The sequence below is a fragment of the Acinetobacter sp. YH01007 genome (assembly GCF_013420425.1).
Classification (GTDB): Bacteria; Pseudomonadota; Gammaproteobacteria; order Pseudomonadales; family Moraxellaceae; genus Acinetobacter; species Acinetobacter towneri.
On record NZ_VOYC01000006.1, the window covers coordinates 153283 to 167629 of the forward strand.

The following is a 14347-nucleotide window of genomic DNA, read 5'->3' on the forward strand; positions in this document are numbered from 1 at the left end:
CTTTTACAAATTATTTGCAATCAATAACCTAATAGATTTTTCGATCTTAAATTAATTTATGATCAAAAACTTAAATGTTCATGTCTATTTGAGGTTGATAGGTCTACAATAGTGAATATTTTTAAATAGAACTATTTTTAGTATTTATTTATCACTCCACAGTGTATCTAACACAAATTACCAATTGTCATTCCCAAGGAGTATTTAGGGTGCGCCAAGCAACAGTTTATATTGACAGTCAGGCACTGCAATATAATTTAAACCGTGTCAAACAACTTGCCCCAACAGCGAAAATTGTTAGCATGGTCAAGGCCAATGCTTACGGACATGGTGTAAAAGACTGCTTAGCAGCCTTAAAAGACAGCGATGCCTTTGGTGTCGCTTGCGTTGAAGAAGCCTTAGAAATTCGTGAATTGGGATATACGCAGCCCATCACCCTGATTGAAGGTGTTTTTTCTGCCGATGAAATGCAAAGTGTGTTAGCACACAAATTAGAATGTGTGGTGCATCATCAAGCACAGCTCGACTGGCTGCTACAACATAAAGCTGATTACATCACACAAGGCTTAAAAGTCTGGGTCAAACTCAACAGTGGCATGAATCGTTTAGGTTTTAAAATTCCTGAAATTATTGATGTGATTCACATGCTCAAAGCCGAAGGTTTTACCTGTGTGTTGACCATGCATTTTGCCAATGCCGATGGTGATCATGCTTTAAATGATCAACAAGTCGCGCAATTTTTGCATGTCAAAGACAATTGCAGCCCTATTCTTGCTTCTTGCTGTAACTCTGCTGCAATCTATCGTTATCCCGAATTGCATTTTGATTATGTACGCCCAGGCATTATGCTTTACGGTGCAACGCCTTTTGCCGCACATAATGTGCATACACTCGACTTAAAGCCTGTGATGACTTTAAGCGCAGAAGTGATCGCACTAAATGAAATTGATGCAGGCGAACACGTCGGCTACGGTTCAACCTTTACTGCAGAACAAGCCATGCAAATTGCGATTGTTTCAATTGGCTATGGCGATGGTTATCCACGTACATTTGTGCAGCCAAATTTTGTTGCGATTGGTACAAAATTAACGCCTGTACTTGGTCGTGTGTCTATGGATATGATTGCCATTGATGTCACAGGTTTAGACGTTGAATTAGGCACACAAGTTGAACTATGGGGCAAACACCGTTTGGTGGATGATGTTGCCACAGCCAATGGTACGATTGGCTATGAGTTGTTGTGTCGTTTAAGCCCTCGCCCACAGCGCAAGGCAACCAGCATTTAACTTTCTTTTTTCGATCTGTTGCATGTAGCAGTTTTGCTGCATGCAATCGTCTAAGCCATTCTCTTTTTCTTTCTTATATTTTTCTTTTCGCTTTTTATTTTCTTAAATTCACTGTATTTCCATTCATATTGATAAAAATTTGTGGTCACCCACATTTGCATTTAGCGCTTTACAGTCATCCAAATATTTAGCTGAAAATCACACTCAAAATCTCAAGAAAAAACAATATGCTCGCGCACTGTCTTTAAACTGCCACATCGCTTCAAATTCATGGATTAATCACATTTCACCAGTTCTCAGAAGTTTGTGCTGCGCGCTACGATGAATCAATGACTTCACGACTATTTAAGCCATTTATAAAAGCATCCACATGATAAGAAAATAATCTATTACCAATATTTGTTTACTTTTGACTTCAAAGCATCATCAAACTGCAGCCTCTTTGAAATATAAAACGCTTAATTTCTAAACAAGAATAAAGAGGAAAAACTCCTTAATTTTTATAACCTTATTCTGCTTAGGAAAAGAATATGTCTGAACAAAAAGTAGCTTTAGTGACGGGTGCATTAGGTGGTATTGGCAGTGAGATTTGCCGTCAACTGGTTACAGCAGGCTATAAAATTATTGCAACGGTTGTACCAAGAGAAGAAGATCGCGAAAAGCAATGGCTTAAAGACGAAGGCTTTACAGAAAGTGATGTGCGCTTTGTTTTAACCAACTTAAATGAGCATGAAGCGGCTACAGCAGCCATTCAAGAAGCAATTGATGCTGAAGGTCGTGTAGATGTGTTGGTCAACAATGCTGGTATTACCCGCGATGCAACTTTCAAAAAAATGAGCTATACGCAGTGGGCTGAAGTGATTGAAACCAACTTAAAAACACTTTTTACCGTGACTCAGCCTGTATTTAACAAAATGTTAGAACAAAAGTCTGGTCGCATTGTGAACATTAGTTCGGTGAACGGTTTAAAAGGTCAATTTGGTCAAACCAACTACTCTGCAACTAAGGCAGGCATCATCGGCTTTAGCAAAGCTTTGGCGCAAGAAGGCGCACGTTCAAATATCTGCGTGAACGTCGTTGCACCAGGTTATACCGCAACCCCGATGGTCACAGCCATGCGCGAAGAAGTAATTAAAAGCATTGAAGCACAAATTCCTCTGCAACGTCTTGCCGCCCCTACCGAAATTGCGGCAGCAGTTATGTATTTAGTGAGTGATCATGCTGCATACGTAACAGGCGAAACCTTATCAATCAACGGCGGCTTATACATGCACTAAGCGTGTAACACCTCATTTTAATCTACAAGTTTATTTACTGGAGTGACACCCATGCTATACGGCGACTTATTTTCAAACATGAATGCTCAATACAAAAACGTGTTTGAACCGTACACCAAATTCAACAGTATAGTTGCAAAAAATTTTGCTAACTTAACCAACCTACAATTAGAAGCAGCACGCAACTATGCCAACATTGGTTTAGCACAAATGTTTGCCAATAGCGAAGTGAAAGACATGCAAAGCATGGTGAACTGCACCACCAAGCAATTAGAAACTATGAACAAACTCAGTCAGCAAATGATTGAAGATGGCAAAAAATTAGCAACACTGACTTCAGAAGTCAAAGCAGAATTTGAAAAGTTAGTCAGCGATTCAATGCCAAATAATAAATAAACACTGCTCTGAAAACCATGCGTTATCAGGACGAATGTTACGGGGAAGTGTGAAAATTTCCCCGTTTTAGTTTCAGCCTTGCACTCAATTTGATTGCTAAAAGCCATGTGCTATGGAGCGATGAAATGAAACAGAACTCATTTCAATTCAAAGAAAATATATTACAATTTTTCTCTAGCCACGATGATATCTGGAAAAAACTACAAGAATTTTATTATGGGCAAAGCCCTATTAATGACGCCTTAACACAGCTCAACAAAGAAGATATGTCTATGTTCTTTGAAGCTTTGTCTAAAAATCCAGCACGCTTGATGGAAATGCAATGGAGCTGGTGGCAAGGTCAAATGCAAATCTACCAAAATGTGATGATGCGCAGTGTGGCAAAAGACATCGAACCATTCATTCAACCTGAAAGTGGTGATCGTCGTTTTAACAGCCCATTATGGCAAGAACAACCCAATTTTGACCTGTTATCGCAGTCTTATTTGCTGTTTAGCCAACTGGTACAAAATATGGTGGATGTCGTAGAAGGCATTCCAGACAAAGTGCGTTACCGCATTCACTTTTTTACCCGTCAAATGATTAATGCTTTATCACCAAGCAATTTTCTTTGGACTAACCCTGAAGTGATTCAGCAAACCATTACCGAACAAGGCGAAAACCTTGTCCGTGGTATGCAAATTTTCCATGATGATGTGGTCAATAGCGGAAAATATTTATCTATTCGCATAGTCAATAGTGACTCTTTTAGCTTGGGTAAAGATTTAGCCTATACACCAGGCGCAGTGGTCTTTGAAAATGAAATTTTCCAGTTGTTGCAATATGAAGCAACGACAGAAAATGTATATCAAACCCCGATTCTAATCGTGCCGCCATTTATTAATAAATATTATGTGCTGGATTTACGCGAACAAAACTCATTGGTGAACTGGTTACGTCAGCAAGGTCATACGGTCTTTTTAATGTCTTGGCGTAACCCAAATGCTGAACAAAAAGAACTCACTTTCGCTGATCTGATCACCGCAGGTGCGGTTGAAGCTTTGCGTGTTATTGAAGAAATTACAGGAGAAAAAGAAGCCAACTGTATCGGCTATTGTATTGGTGGTACTTTACTTGCTGCAACGCAGGCTTATTACGTGGCAAAACGCCTGAAAAGTCATGTGAAATCTGCCACGTATATGGCAACCATTATCGACTTTGAAAACCCAGGCAGCTTAGGCGTATTTATTAATGAACCTGTGATTAATGGTTTAGAAACCTTAAATAATCAATTCGGTTATTTTGATGGTCGCCAATTGGCAGTTACGTTCAGTTTGTTACGTGAAAATACCCTGTACTGGAACTACTACATCGAGAACTATTTAAAAGGCAAAGAGCCTTCAGATTTCGATATTTTGTATTGGAACAGCGACGGCACCAATATTCCTGCCAAAATTCATAATTTCTTATTGCGTAATTTGTATTTGAATAATGAATTGATTTCACCAAACGCAGTGAAAGTAAACGGTGTTGGACTCAACCTTTCTCGTGTCAAAACACCAAGCTTTTTTATTGCAACGCAGGAAGATCATATCGCACTTTGGGATACAAGCTTCCGTGGTGCAGATTACTTAGGCGGTGAATCTACACTGGTACTTGGTGAATCTGGACACGTGGCAGGCATTGTGAATCCGCCAAGTCGTAATAAATACGGCTGCTATACCAACTCTGCCAAGTTTGAAAATACCAAGCAATGGCTAGATGGTGCAGAGTATCATCCTGAGTCTTGGTGGCTACGCTGGCAGGCTTGGGTTACACCGTATGCAGGCCAACAATTCCCTGTCCGTGCCTTAGGTAATGCACAATATCCAACAATAGAAGCAGCACCAGGTCGCTATGTTTTGGTAAATTTATTTTAATCAGTCATATAACATCAGTAATGCACATGCTATATATCATGTGCATCCACAGAAACGTGAACATAAGATTTAAGGATATAAAATGAAAGATGTTGTCATTGTTGCTGCAAAACGTACTGCAATTGGTAGCTTTTTAGGTAGCCTCGCTTCTTTATCTGCACCACAATTGGGGCAAACAGCAATTCGTGCGGTATTAGACAGTGCCAAAGTACAGCCTGAACAAGTCGATCAGGTGATTATGGGCAACGTACTCACTACAGGTGTAGGACAAAACCCTGCACGCCAAGCCGCAATTGCTGCAGGTATTCCTGTGCAAGTACCTGCATCAACGCTTAACGTGGTGTGTGGTTCAGGTTTACGTGCCGTACATTTGGCTGCACAAGCGATTCAGTGTGATGAAGCAGAAATTGTGGTTGCTGGTGGTCAAGAATCAATGTCACAAAGCGCACACTATATGCAATTGCGTAACGGTCAAAAAATGGGGAATGCCCAGTTGATCGACAGCATGGTGGCTGATGGTTTAACCGATGCCTATAACCAATATCACATGGGTATTACTGCAGAAAATATTGTAGAAAAACTTGGTTTAAACCGTGAAGAACAAGACCAATTGGCACTGACTTCACAACAACGCGCGGCTGCAGCACAAGCGGCTGGTAAATTTAAAGATGAAATTGCGGCTGTAAGCATTCCACAGCGTAAAGGCGACCCAATTGTATTTGCTGAAGATGAATACATCAAAGCCAATACTACCCTTGAAAGCCTGAATAAATTACGCCCTGCGTTCAAAAAAGATGGCAGCGTAACCGCAGGCAATGCTTCTGGTATTAACGATGGTGCAGCAGCAGTGTTGATGATGAGTGCAGACAAAGCTGCAGCCTTAGGTCTACAACCTTTAGCACGTATTAAAGCCTATGCAATGTCGGGTATTGAGCCTGAAATTATGGGTCTTGGCCCTGTTGAAGCGGTAAAGAAAACCCTGAATAAAGCAGGCTGGAGCTTAGATCAAGTTGATTTGATTGAAGCTAACGAAGCCTTTGCCGCTCAGGCTTTAGGCGTTGCCAAAGAACTAGGCTTAGACTTAGATAAAGTAAACGTGAATGGCGGTGCAATTGCCCTCGGTCACCCGATTGGTGCTTCTGGTTGCCGTATCCTTGTGACGTTACTACACGAAATGCAACGCCGTGATGCAAAAAAAGGCATCGCAACGCTTTGCGTCGGCGGTGGTATGGGTGTTGCACTTGCGGTTGAACGCGACTAAGTAACCGAGCCGAAAGTACTGCACGAGTCAAAGCTATTGAATTTGATAGCTGTTCAAAGCCAGTAATAAGTTAAGACATAATGGGAGCTTCGGCTTCCACTATTTTTTTAACTACACAGAGCTTAAAATAATATTGTTGTCGATTAATTTGACATGACAAGTTCTGCTTAATCCACCGAAAGTAAGTGCTGAATATGATCACTAAAGTGATAAAAATGCATGGTATCGGGTTGCTGTTTCAGCTGTTGCCATGCGTCTACAAACGACGTCCAACCTAAATCTTTTAGGCATTGCACAATCATTTCCAATTGCGACAAAGTCTTTTCAGTCGATTGTTTTAACCGAATTTGTCGGTCTAATTGTTCAATTTTTTGCCCCAATTGGAAAAATAAATATATCTGCTGTGGTTCTGCATCTAATAGTGCTTCGCAGTCTTGTACCACATCACAAATATAACTCGCGTTATCGCACGCATTTTGAATACATTGCTGTAATTCAACATAAGTAGCTTTAGAAAACACCTGTGCCAAGTTTTGAATTTTTGTCCGTGTTTGCTCAAACTGCATCGCAAATGAAGCAGGCTGTTCTTCGTTTAAAATCAATTCATTTAAAGAAGCTGCATCAAATGCAGGCAAACAAAAGGCATGTGCATAAGTCAAAGCAGCATCATTTTGTTTAAATGGAAATTGCTGACATACATATTGAATACGGGTTAAATATCGGGCTAACCAAAAAATTTCTCGCGCATCGCTGCTAGATAAATTCACGGTTGTTTCATCCTCCTAACTCTAAGGTCTGTTGATAATTCATCGCGATAAAGCACCTCAATCGCCTTGCCCAATTAACCTACAGCACTCATCCACTCAGACCGCTTTTATTTACATAAACCTGTATCTACCATACAAAACAATGACGGGTTTTCACTTAAACACAACTATTCAATCTTGCTTTTCTAATTGATCCAAGTATGGCTTGAGGTCATAGTTTCTGATTCACTTCTATTATTTGATTAACTTTGCCCGTCCAAATTTTGTGATATTTACTGCAAAATCTGCGGTTATATTTTGCCCTTTTTCAGTAAAAAACTTGCTAATCATTCCGAGTTTTCTTATTGTGTGGAAGAACAAGTTTTCATCCGTATGAATTGACCTAGTAAATATTGAATATGTCTATACAAGAAAAAGAAACATCGAATAGTTTATATCGCCAATGGCAAATTTTATCGCGCCTTTCTACAGGTAAATGGATGGGCACACGTGAATTACACGATGTCCTGCAACGTGAAGGTATCGACATTAGTTTGCGTACGATTCAACGTGACTTAAATCAAATTTCTCAGCGCTTTCCAATTGAAAGTAATGGTACCGTACCACAAGGTTGGCGCTGGCGTTCAGATGCACCGATTCAAAGTTTACCGCACATGACCAGCTCTCAAGCGGTAACGTTTATGATGGTCGAGGAACATTTAAAACATCTGCTGCCGCCAAGTTTGATTGAAGAAATGAACCCATGGTTTGATTTGGCACGACGCAGTCTATCGACCCAAAACAATGTCCGCCAATGGATTAATCGTGTGCGAATTGTGCCTGCAACACAACCTTTAATTCCACCAGTCGTAGACCGCAATGCACAACAGGCGATATATGAAGGCTTGCTCCAAGACAAACAACTAGAATGTATTTATCAATCACGCAGCAATTCAGGCGAAGAAAAAACTTATGTGCTGAATCCTTTGGCTTTGGTGCAAAAAGGTGCGGTGATTTATTTAATCTGTACTCGATTTGACAAAACCGACATTCAAACCTTTGCCCTGCATCGTTTTAAAGCAGCCAAAGTTTTAGATTCACGCGCCTTGCATCCTGTTAATTTTGATATTGATGCCTATATTGAATCTGGCGAATTAGGTTTTAGAGTCGATTTCAGTAAAGCTACTGAAAATATTCAGCTCAAACTTACCATGCAAAAAGCTGATGCCATATACTTCGATGAAAGCCAATTAAGCAAAGATCAAACTATGGAAACACTGGAAAATGGTAATGTGTTGGTGACTGCCACTGTGCCGTTTACCTCACAATTGGTTTGGTGGTTGCGTAGTTTTGGTAAAAAGCTAATTCAGATTGAACCTGTAGAAGTTGCCAATGCGGTGCATCAAACTCAGGAATAAAAAAGCCCCAAATATATTGGGGCGATAGCATTATCGTTCTCTTTTAAATCAAATTATTGTGATTGCTGATTGAAGTTAAAATTAAAATTGACTCGGCATCGTTCAGCGTGGGCATGCCAGTTCAGCTGTACTATAACGAATGCTTTTTAAAGTCATATTTTGCTCCTATCTGTGTTGATAAGTGTCACTTTAAATGCTCCTGATCTAGCTGTGAAATCATAAGATATGCAGTCGAAATCAGATTTATTCTTATACGCAACTTCTTCTTTGCTTAGCATCTGATTTACTTTGGCGCATAAAAAAGCCCGCAATTTAAATTGTGGGCTTCTTCATCAATCCATCAAACCTTAAGCAGATTTACGTGACTGTGCATTTTTACGAATGGTGATCATCACCAATTGAACTGCGGCAGGTGTCACACCTGGAATACGACTGGCTTGTGCCAAAGTTTCAGGCAAAACATGCTTCAATTTTAGCGTGATTTCACGCGATAAACCTGACACTGCATCATAATCAAAATCGGCAGGGATTTTGGTTTCTTCCAAGCGTTTTAATTGTGCGACATCTTCATGCTGACGGTTGATATAACCTGCATATTTCACTGCAATTTCAATTTGATCGCCCACTTGTGCAGAAACGTCTGAACCCGTTAATTCTGCGATTTGCGCAAAACTGATATTTGGACGTTTTAACAGATCAATCGCAGAACATTCTTTGGATAAATCTGCACCTGTCATTTCAACAAATTTTTTACCCATTGGGTTGTTTGGTGCAGCCCACAAATGTTGTAAACGCCCTGTTTCACGTTCTACTGCTTCCATTTTTTCACAGTAAGCTGCCCAACGAGTGTCATCCACCAAACCAAGCTCACGACCAATTGGCGTCAAACGCTGATCGGCATTATCTTCACGCAACATCAAACGGTATTCCGCACGTGAGGTAAACATGCGGTACGGTTCTTTGGTACCTAGCGTGATCAAATCATCAACCAATACACCAATATAAGCTTCGTCACGTTTTGGTGTCCATTGTTCCTGATCCCAAGCGCGACGTGCCGCATTCAAACCAGCTAACACACCTTGCGCACCCGCTTCTTCATAGCCAGTCGTACCATTAATTTGACCTGCAAAATACAAGTTATTAATGGCTTTGGTTTCCAAAGTGAATTTCAAGGCTTGTGGATTGAAGTAATCATATTCAATCGCATAACCTGGACGCAAAATATGCGCATTTTCCATACCACGAATTGAACGAACTAACTCGAACTGCACATCAAACGGTAAAGAGGTTGAAATCCCGTTTGGATACAATTCATGTGTATCTAAACCTTCAGGCTCCAAAAATACCTGATGCGAGTCTTTATCAGAAAAACGGTGAATTTTATCTTCAATCGATGGGCAGTAACGTGGGCCAACACCTTCAATCACACCTGTATACATCGGTGAACGATCTAAACCACCACGAATAATTTCGTGAGTACGTTCATTGGTATGGGTGATATAGCAGTTCACTTGTTCAGGGTGCATCGACACATCACCCATGAATGACATGGTTGGTGATGGGAAATCACCTGGCTGCGGAATCATGACCGAAAAATCGACTGAGCGTGCATCAATACGTGGTGGCGTACCTGTTTTTAAACGCCCAACAGGCAAATTTAATTCACGTAAACGTGCCGCCAAAGCAATTGATGGAGGATCGCCTGCACGACCACCGCTCGATTTTTCTAAACCGATGTGAATCACACCACCCAAGAATGTACCTGTGGTCAATACCACGGTTTTCGCATCAAAACGAATCCCCATTTGAGTGACTACACCTTTTACAGTATCGCCTTCTACAATCAGGTCATCGGCTGCTTGTTGGAAAATATCTAAATTGGCTTGGTTTTCTAAAGTGGCGCGAATCGCAGCTTTAAAGCGAACTCGGTCTGCCTGCGCACGTGTTGCACGAACAGCAGCACCTTTACGCGAGTTTAAAATACGGAATTGAATCCCGCTTTTATCGGCAGCCAATGCCATTGCGCCGCCTAAGGCATCAATCTCACGTACCAAATGCGACTTACCAATCCCGCCAATTGCAGGGTTACAGCTCATCTGCCCTAAAGTCTCAATGTTATGAGTTAAGAGTAAGGTTTGACGACCCATACGTGCTGCTGCAAGCGCCGCTTCGGTGCCTGCGTGACCGCCACCAATAACAATGACATCGTAAACTTTAGGATAGTGCATAATGGTCAATGAGAGATAAAAAATAAAGACGGAATATTATAGCAAAACTTGTGGCATAAGTTGACAGATTCAGTCGATTTTATTGGCTTAACCGCGCTACAAAATTAATATTTTGTAATCCAAATTTGCATTTTTACTGTACATAAAAACATTTAGACCTAAAAATTAACCAGATCACCGTTGTTTTAATTTGTCTATTTTTTATCCTAATAGCACAGATATGAGAAACAAAGGGAAACATCATGAATAAGAAAATTTTGCTGTCCTCTATGCTTTGTGGCTTATTTTTCAGTCCATTTGCAGTGCAGGCAAATGATAAAGTAGAAACCGTCTATAACGCGCAAAAATTCCAGCAAGTCTGTAAAGGTAAAACTCAGGGCGCACCTGTAAGCTTTGCTTATCGTGGGATTATCTGGAATGGTACCTGTGAACCACAATTCTTTAGTTCATCTAAAGCAGTGCAATTACAAGGCAATGAGCCTGAATTATACCGTTCTTGTATGGCAGATGCGCAAAGTACCGTCATTACAGTCAATGGTACTGAGTTAAAAGGCAAATGTGCCTTAGGCTTTACGCCACCACGCCCTGCTGCCATGTGATCAATCACTTAATCTATATTTTCATGAACAGATCGGCTTGTATTCATTCAAACTGAAAGCATGAAAATAACACCAAAGCAGTCATTTATAAGAAGTGACTGCTTTGTTTATTGCACAAGCTCAAAAAACAATTACACTGCAAAGAGAGGGAAAATTATACCCATAAGAAAAAAATAAAGGATGTGCTATGGATTCAGGCTTTTTTACCTTTTTTCTACCACTGACCTTGGCTGTGATGATGATGGGCTTAGGCTTACAACTCACGCCTAAAGACTTTATTCGGGTCAATCAATTTCCTAAAGTCATTTTTTTAACGCTTTTTTCACAATTGGTCATTTTGCCTGTTTTAGCATTTTCAATTTGTTTATTTTTAGAATTGCCACCGCTATTGGCAATTGGCTTAATGCTGCTTGCTGCCTCACCAGGGGGGCCTACTGCGAACTTATTTAGCTATGTCTATAAAGGTGACGTTGCCCTAAATATTACCCTAACCGCAATGAACTCTGTGATGGCAACCTTTACCCTGCCTTTTATTGTTAATTTGTCTTTTCTATATTTTATGACCGATCAACAACAAATTGGCATGCCTATTGAAAAAATGGCACAGGTTTTTTTACTGATTATTGTGCCTGTATGTGTAGGAATGGCGGTGCGTAATGCGATGCCACAAATTGCATTACAGTTGGGCAAACCTATGCGTTTGATGTCCATTTATTTCATTTTCGCTTTATTCTTTTATGCGCTTTTCCGCGAACGCGCCAATGTCTTTGACTATTTCAGTGCAATTGGCATCGCAACTGCACTATTTTGCTTTTTAAGTTTACTTATTGGTTATCTGGTGCCGTATTTGGCGGGTGTGCCTGATCAACAAGCACGCTCCTGTTGTTTTGAAATTGGCATTCATAACACTGCCGTTGCTTTAACCATTGCACTATCAGTTTTGCAAAGCACTGAAATTGCCATTCCTTCTGCGATTTACACCATTTTTATGTATATGTTCAGCTTTATTTTAGGGAGTATGTTAGCTAGACAATCGGCCAAACTTGCCCTTCAAAACAAACAGGAGCAGAGTTTAAACCACAATAAAAATACAATTTAAGATGTGAGCAATATTCAATTAACCACAGATTAAACAAATAGTTAGATATTAAATAGATCATTATAGATGTAAAAACAAAGGAGTGTTTATGGATTCAGGATTAATCACAATATTTTTGCCGCTGGCTTTGGCCGTGGTCATGGCTGGACTTGGCTTAGAACTCACTCCTAACGACTTTAAACGGGTGAGCAAACACCCCAAAGCAGTGTTTATTGCTTTATTTTGTCAATTGGTCGTCCTGACAGCAATTGCATTTTTTATTTGTAAACTGCTGAATTTACCACCATTGCTTGCAGTCGGACTCATGCTACTGGCAGCATCTCCTGGCGGGCCAACAGCCAACTTGTTTAGCTACTTATATAAGGGCGATATTGCCCTAAACATCACCCTTACTGCCGTCAATTCCGTGATTGCAGCATTTACCTTACCACTGATTGTCAACTTTGCCATTCAGCATTTTATGCAGGATGGGCAACAAGTTGGCTTACAATTTGCCAAAGTATTGCAGGTGTTTTTAATTATTATTATCCCTGTCACTTTAGGGATGTTAGTACGCCATTTTAGCCCTCAAACGGCAGACCGCTTAAACAAACCTGTGCGTATTTTTGCTGTGGTTTTTCTAATTGTGATTATTATTGGCGCAATTGCCAAAGAGCGAAACAACATCATGCTTTATTTGGCAGATGTAGGACTTGCCACTGCCCTGTTCTGTGCCTGCAGTTTATTGATTGGTTATTTTGTCCCGCGTTTCTTTGGCGTAAATAGCCAACAAGCCCGAGCCTGCGCCTTTGAAATTGGCATTCACAACAGTACCCTTGCAATGACTATCGCCCTAACCGTTATGTCAAGCTCAACCATTGCCATGCCTGCTGCGGTTTATTCTATTTTCATGTATATTTTTGCCGCAATTTTAGGCACATTACTAAATAAATTTGTGCCGACACCTGCATCGGAGCAATCTGCATCCTAAACAAGTCTCTCAATCATCCCCAATCCAGCAATTTGACTGTTTTGGGGATGATTGAGCGATGATGGTTCAAACAAATTCTTAACTTATATTTTTTAGAGTTATATTTTTGTCACATTATTCGACTATAAGCATAAAGCGAATTTGAAACTTCCAATCGTATAGAGTTTTCCCTTTCGCAATCCGAATAAAAAATAACAGCGTCTGCAGCAGTTCAGTTACAATAGCGCTTTCGCATTAAATTTTAGGTTATCTCCGTGAAGTGGTTACAAATACATATTACTGTTGATCAAGCGCAAGTCGATTTTACTGAAACCCTGCTCAGTTCATTGGGTGCAGTCAGCGTAACCTTAGATGATGCGGAAAATCAGGACTTACTTGAGCCACTGCCAGGTGAAACACCACTTTGGAACAAAGTCATTGTGACAGGTATTTATGCACAAGACGAAGGTGAAGAAATTGATGTTGCAGCCTTAGAAACCTTTATTCGTGCGCAAATGCCAGATGCCCCTTTACGCAGTGAATTTTTGGAAGATCAGGTTTGGGAACGCTCATGGATGGATTACTACGAGCCAATCCAGATTGCAGAGAAATTCTGGATTGTACCTGAATGGTTAGAACCACCTGAGGCAGATGCAGTCAATATTAAACTTGACCCAGGTTTGGCTTTTGGTACAGGTAACCATGCCAGTACGTTCCTGTGCCTGCAATGGTTAGGTAAAACCAATGTAAAAGATAAAGTCGTGATCGACTACGGTTGTGGTTCAGGTATTTTAGGAGTAGCGGCTTTGTTGCTCGGTGCAAAAAAAGTCTATGCGACTGATATTGACCCGCAAGCAGTTTTAGCGACCAAACAAAATGCAGAACTCAACGGTGTACTTAAAAACTTATATGTGGGACTTCCAGAAGAGTTCAATGAAACCATCGGTAATGAAAAAGCAGACATTTTAGTTGCCAATATTTTGGCAGGCCCATTGATGATGCTTGCGCCAGAGTTTGCAACTTTAATTAAATCTGAGGGCGAGTTCGCACTTGCAGGTGTAATTGAAGAGCAAGTTGCTGAAGTTTCTAGTGTTTATTCTGAATTTTTTGATATAGTACAAGTCGAAAAACGTGAAGAAAACTGGTGTCGAATTTCTGGGAAACGCCATCCCCACTAACTGTAATTTTTG

At 40.5% G+C, this 14347-nt stretch carries 12 protein-coding genes; 10 read left to right on the forward strand and 2 right to left on the reverse strand.

The features are described from left to right. Positions 1–209 precede the first annotated feature (209 nt). From alr to FTT74_RS05045, 5 genes are all read left to right on the forward strand, one after another. Positions 210–1286: an alanine racemase gene (alr, locus tag FTT74_RS05025; protein ID WP_167846070.1), complete on the forward strand. Its 1077-nt coding sequence runs from the start codon at positions 210–212 to the stop codon at positions 1284–1286. A 530-nt stretch (positions 1287–1816) separates the two neighbouring features. Beyond that, positions 1817–2563 carry a beta-ketoacyl-ACP reductase gene (locus FTT74_RS05030; RefSeq protein ID WP_179988646.1) on the forward strand — a complete coding sequence of 249 codons (747 nt, stop codon included), beginning with the start codon at positions 1817–1819 and terminating at the stop codon, positions 2561–2563. Positions 2564–2614: 51 nt separating this feature from the next. Next, positions 2615–2959 carry a phasin family protein gene (locus FTT74_RS05035; RefSeq protein ID WP_004973142.1) on the forward strand — a complete coding sequence of 115 codons (345 nt, stop codon included), beginning with the start codon at positions 2615–2617 and terminating at the stop codon, positions 2957–2959. A 125-nt stretch (positions 2960–3084) separates the two neighbouring features. Beyond that, entirely contained in the window at positions 3085–4857 is a 1773-nt protein-coding gene (locus FTT74_RS05040) for a class I poly(R)-hydroxyalkanoic acid synthase (RefSeq protein ID WP_179988647.1), read from the forward strand. A gap of 82 nt (positions 4858–4939) precedes the next feature. Next, positions 4940–6118, forward strand: coding sequence for an acetyl-CoA C-acetyltransferase (locus FTT74_RS05045; protein WP_179988648.1), 1179 nt, complete (start codon positions 4940–4942; stop codon positions 6116–6118). Between the two features lie 167 nt (positions 6119–6285). Here FTT74_RS05045 and FTT74_RS05050 read toward each other — a convergent pair whose 3' ends face one another. Continuing rightward, complete coding sequence (locus FTT74_RS05050) at positions 6286–6885, reverse strand: hypothetical protein (protein ID WP_004973138.1); 600 nt, start codon at positions 6883–6885, stop codon at positions 6286–6288. Between the two features lie 398 nt (positions 6886–7283). On the opposite strand from FTT74_RS05050, the gene FTT74_RS13850 reads away from it, so the two are divergent. After that, positions 7284–8282: a YafY family protein gene (locus FTT74_RS13850; protein ID WP_004973137.1), complete on the forward strand. Its 999-nt coding sequence runs from the start codon at positions 7284–7286 to the stop codon at positions 8280–8282. A 347-nt stretch (positions 8283–8629) separates the two neighbouring features. Here FTT74_RS13850 and mnmG read toward each other — a convergent pair whose 3' ends face one another. Further along, positions 8630–10510 (reverse strand): tRNA uridine-5-carboxymethylaminomethyl(34) synthesis enzyme MnmG, encoded by a 1881-nt coding sequence (gene mnmG / locus FTT74_RS05060; protein WP_096900911.1) that lies wholly within the window; start codon positions 10508–10510, stop codon positions 8630–8632. 242 nt (positions 10511–10752) lie between these two features. On the opposite strand from mnmG, the gene FTT74_RS05065 reads away from it, so the two are divergent. From FTT74_RS05065 to prmA, 4 genes are all read left to right on the forward strand, one after another. After that, positions 10753–11109 carry a hypothetical protein gene (locus FTT74_RS05065; RefSeq protein ID WP_004973135.1) on the forward strand — a complete coding sequence of 119 codons (357 nt, stop codon included), beginning with the start codon at positions 10753–10755 and terminating at the stop codon, positions 11107–11109. 187 nt (positions 11110–11296) lie between these two features. Next, positions 11297–12208 (forward strand): bile acid:sodium symporter family protein, encoded by a 912-nt coding sequence (locus tag FTT74_RS05070; protein ID WP_178319170.1) that lies wholly within the window; start codon positions 11297–11299, stop codon positions 12206–12208. An 88-nt stretch (positions 12209–12296) separates the two neighbouring features. After that, complete coding sequence (locus tag FTT74_RS05075; protein WP_004973133.1) at positions 12297–13178, forward strand: bile acid:sodium symporter family protein; 882 nt, start codon at positions 12297–12299, stop codon at positions 13176–13178. A 254-nt stretch (positions 13179–13432) separates the two neighbouring features. Next, the gene (gene prmA / locus FTT74_RS05080) at positions 13433–14335 is read left to right on the forward strand and encodes a 50S ribosomal protein L11 methyltransferase (protein WP_004973131.1); all 903 of its coding nucleotides are present in this window, start codon (positions 13433–13435) and stop codon (positions 14333–14335) included. Positions 14336–14347 lie beyond the last annotated feature (12 nt).

Bases quoted from the DNA above. Each gene is read 5' to 3' on its own strand.
- FTT74_RS05065 (WP_004973135.1), top strand. From the start codon at position 10,753: ATGAATAAGAAAATTTTGCTGTCCTCTATGCTTTGTGGCTTATTTTTC.
- FTT74_RS05075 (WP_004973133.1), top strand. From the start codon at position 12,297: ATGGATTCAGGATTAATCACAATATTTTTGCCGCTGGCTTTGGCCGTG.
- FTT74_RS13850 (WP_004973137.1), top strand. From the start codon at position 7,284: ATGTCTATACAAGAAAAAGAAACATCGAATAGTTTATATCGCCAATGG.
- mnmG (WP_096900911.1), bottom strand. From the start codon at position 10,510: ATGCACTATCCTAAAGTTTACGATGTCATTGTTATTGGTGGCGGTCAC.
- FTT74_RS05070 (WP_178319170.1), top strand. From the start codon at position 11,297: ATGGATTCAGGCTTTTTTACCTTTTTTCTACCACTGACCTTGGCTGTG.
- FTT74_RS05035 (WP_004973142.1), top strand. From the start codon at position 2,615: ATGCTATACGGCGACTTATTTTCAAACATGAATGCTCAATACAAAAAC.
- FTT74_RS05040 (WP_179988647.1), top strand. From the start codon at position 3,085: ATGAAACAGAACTCATTTCAATTCAAAGAAAATATATTACAATTTTTC.
- FTT74_RS05030 (WP_179988646.1), top strand. From the start codon at position 1,817: ATGTCTGAACAAAAAGTAGCTTTAGTGACGGGTGCATTAGGTGGTATT.
- FTT74_RS05045 (WP_179988648.1), top strand. From the start codon at position 4,940: ATGAAAGATGTTGTCATTGTTGCTGCAAAACGTACTGCAATTGGTAGC.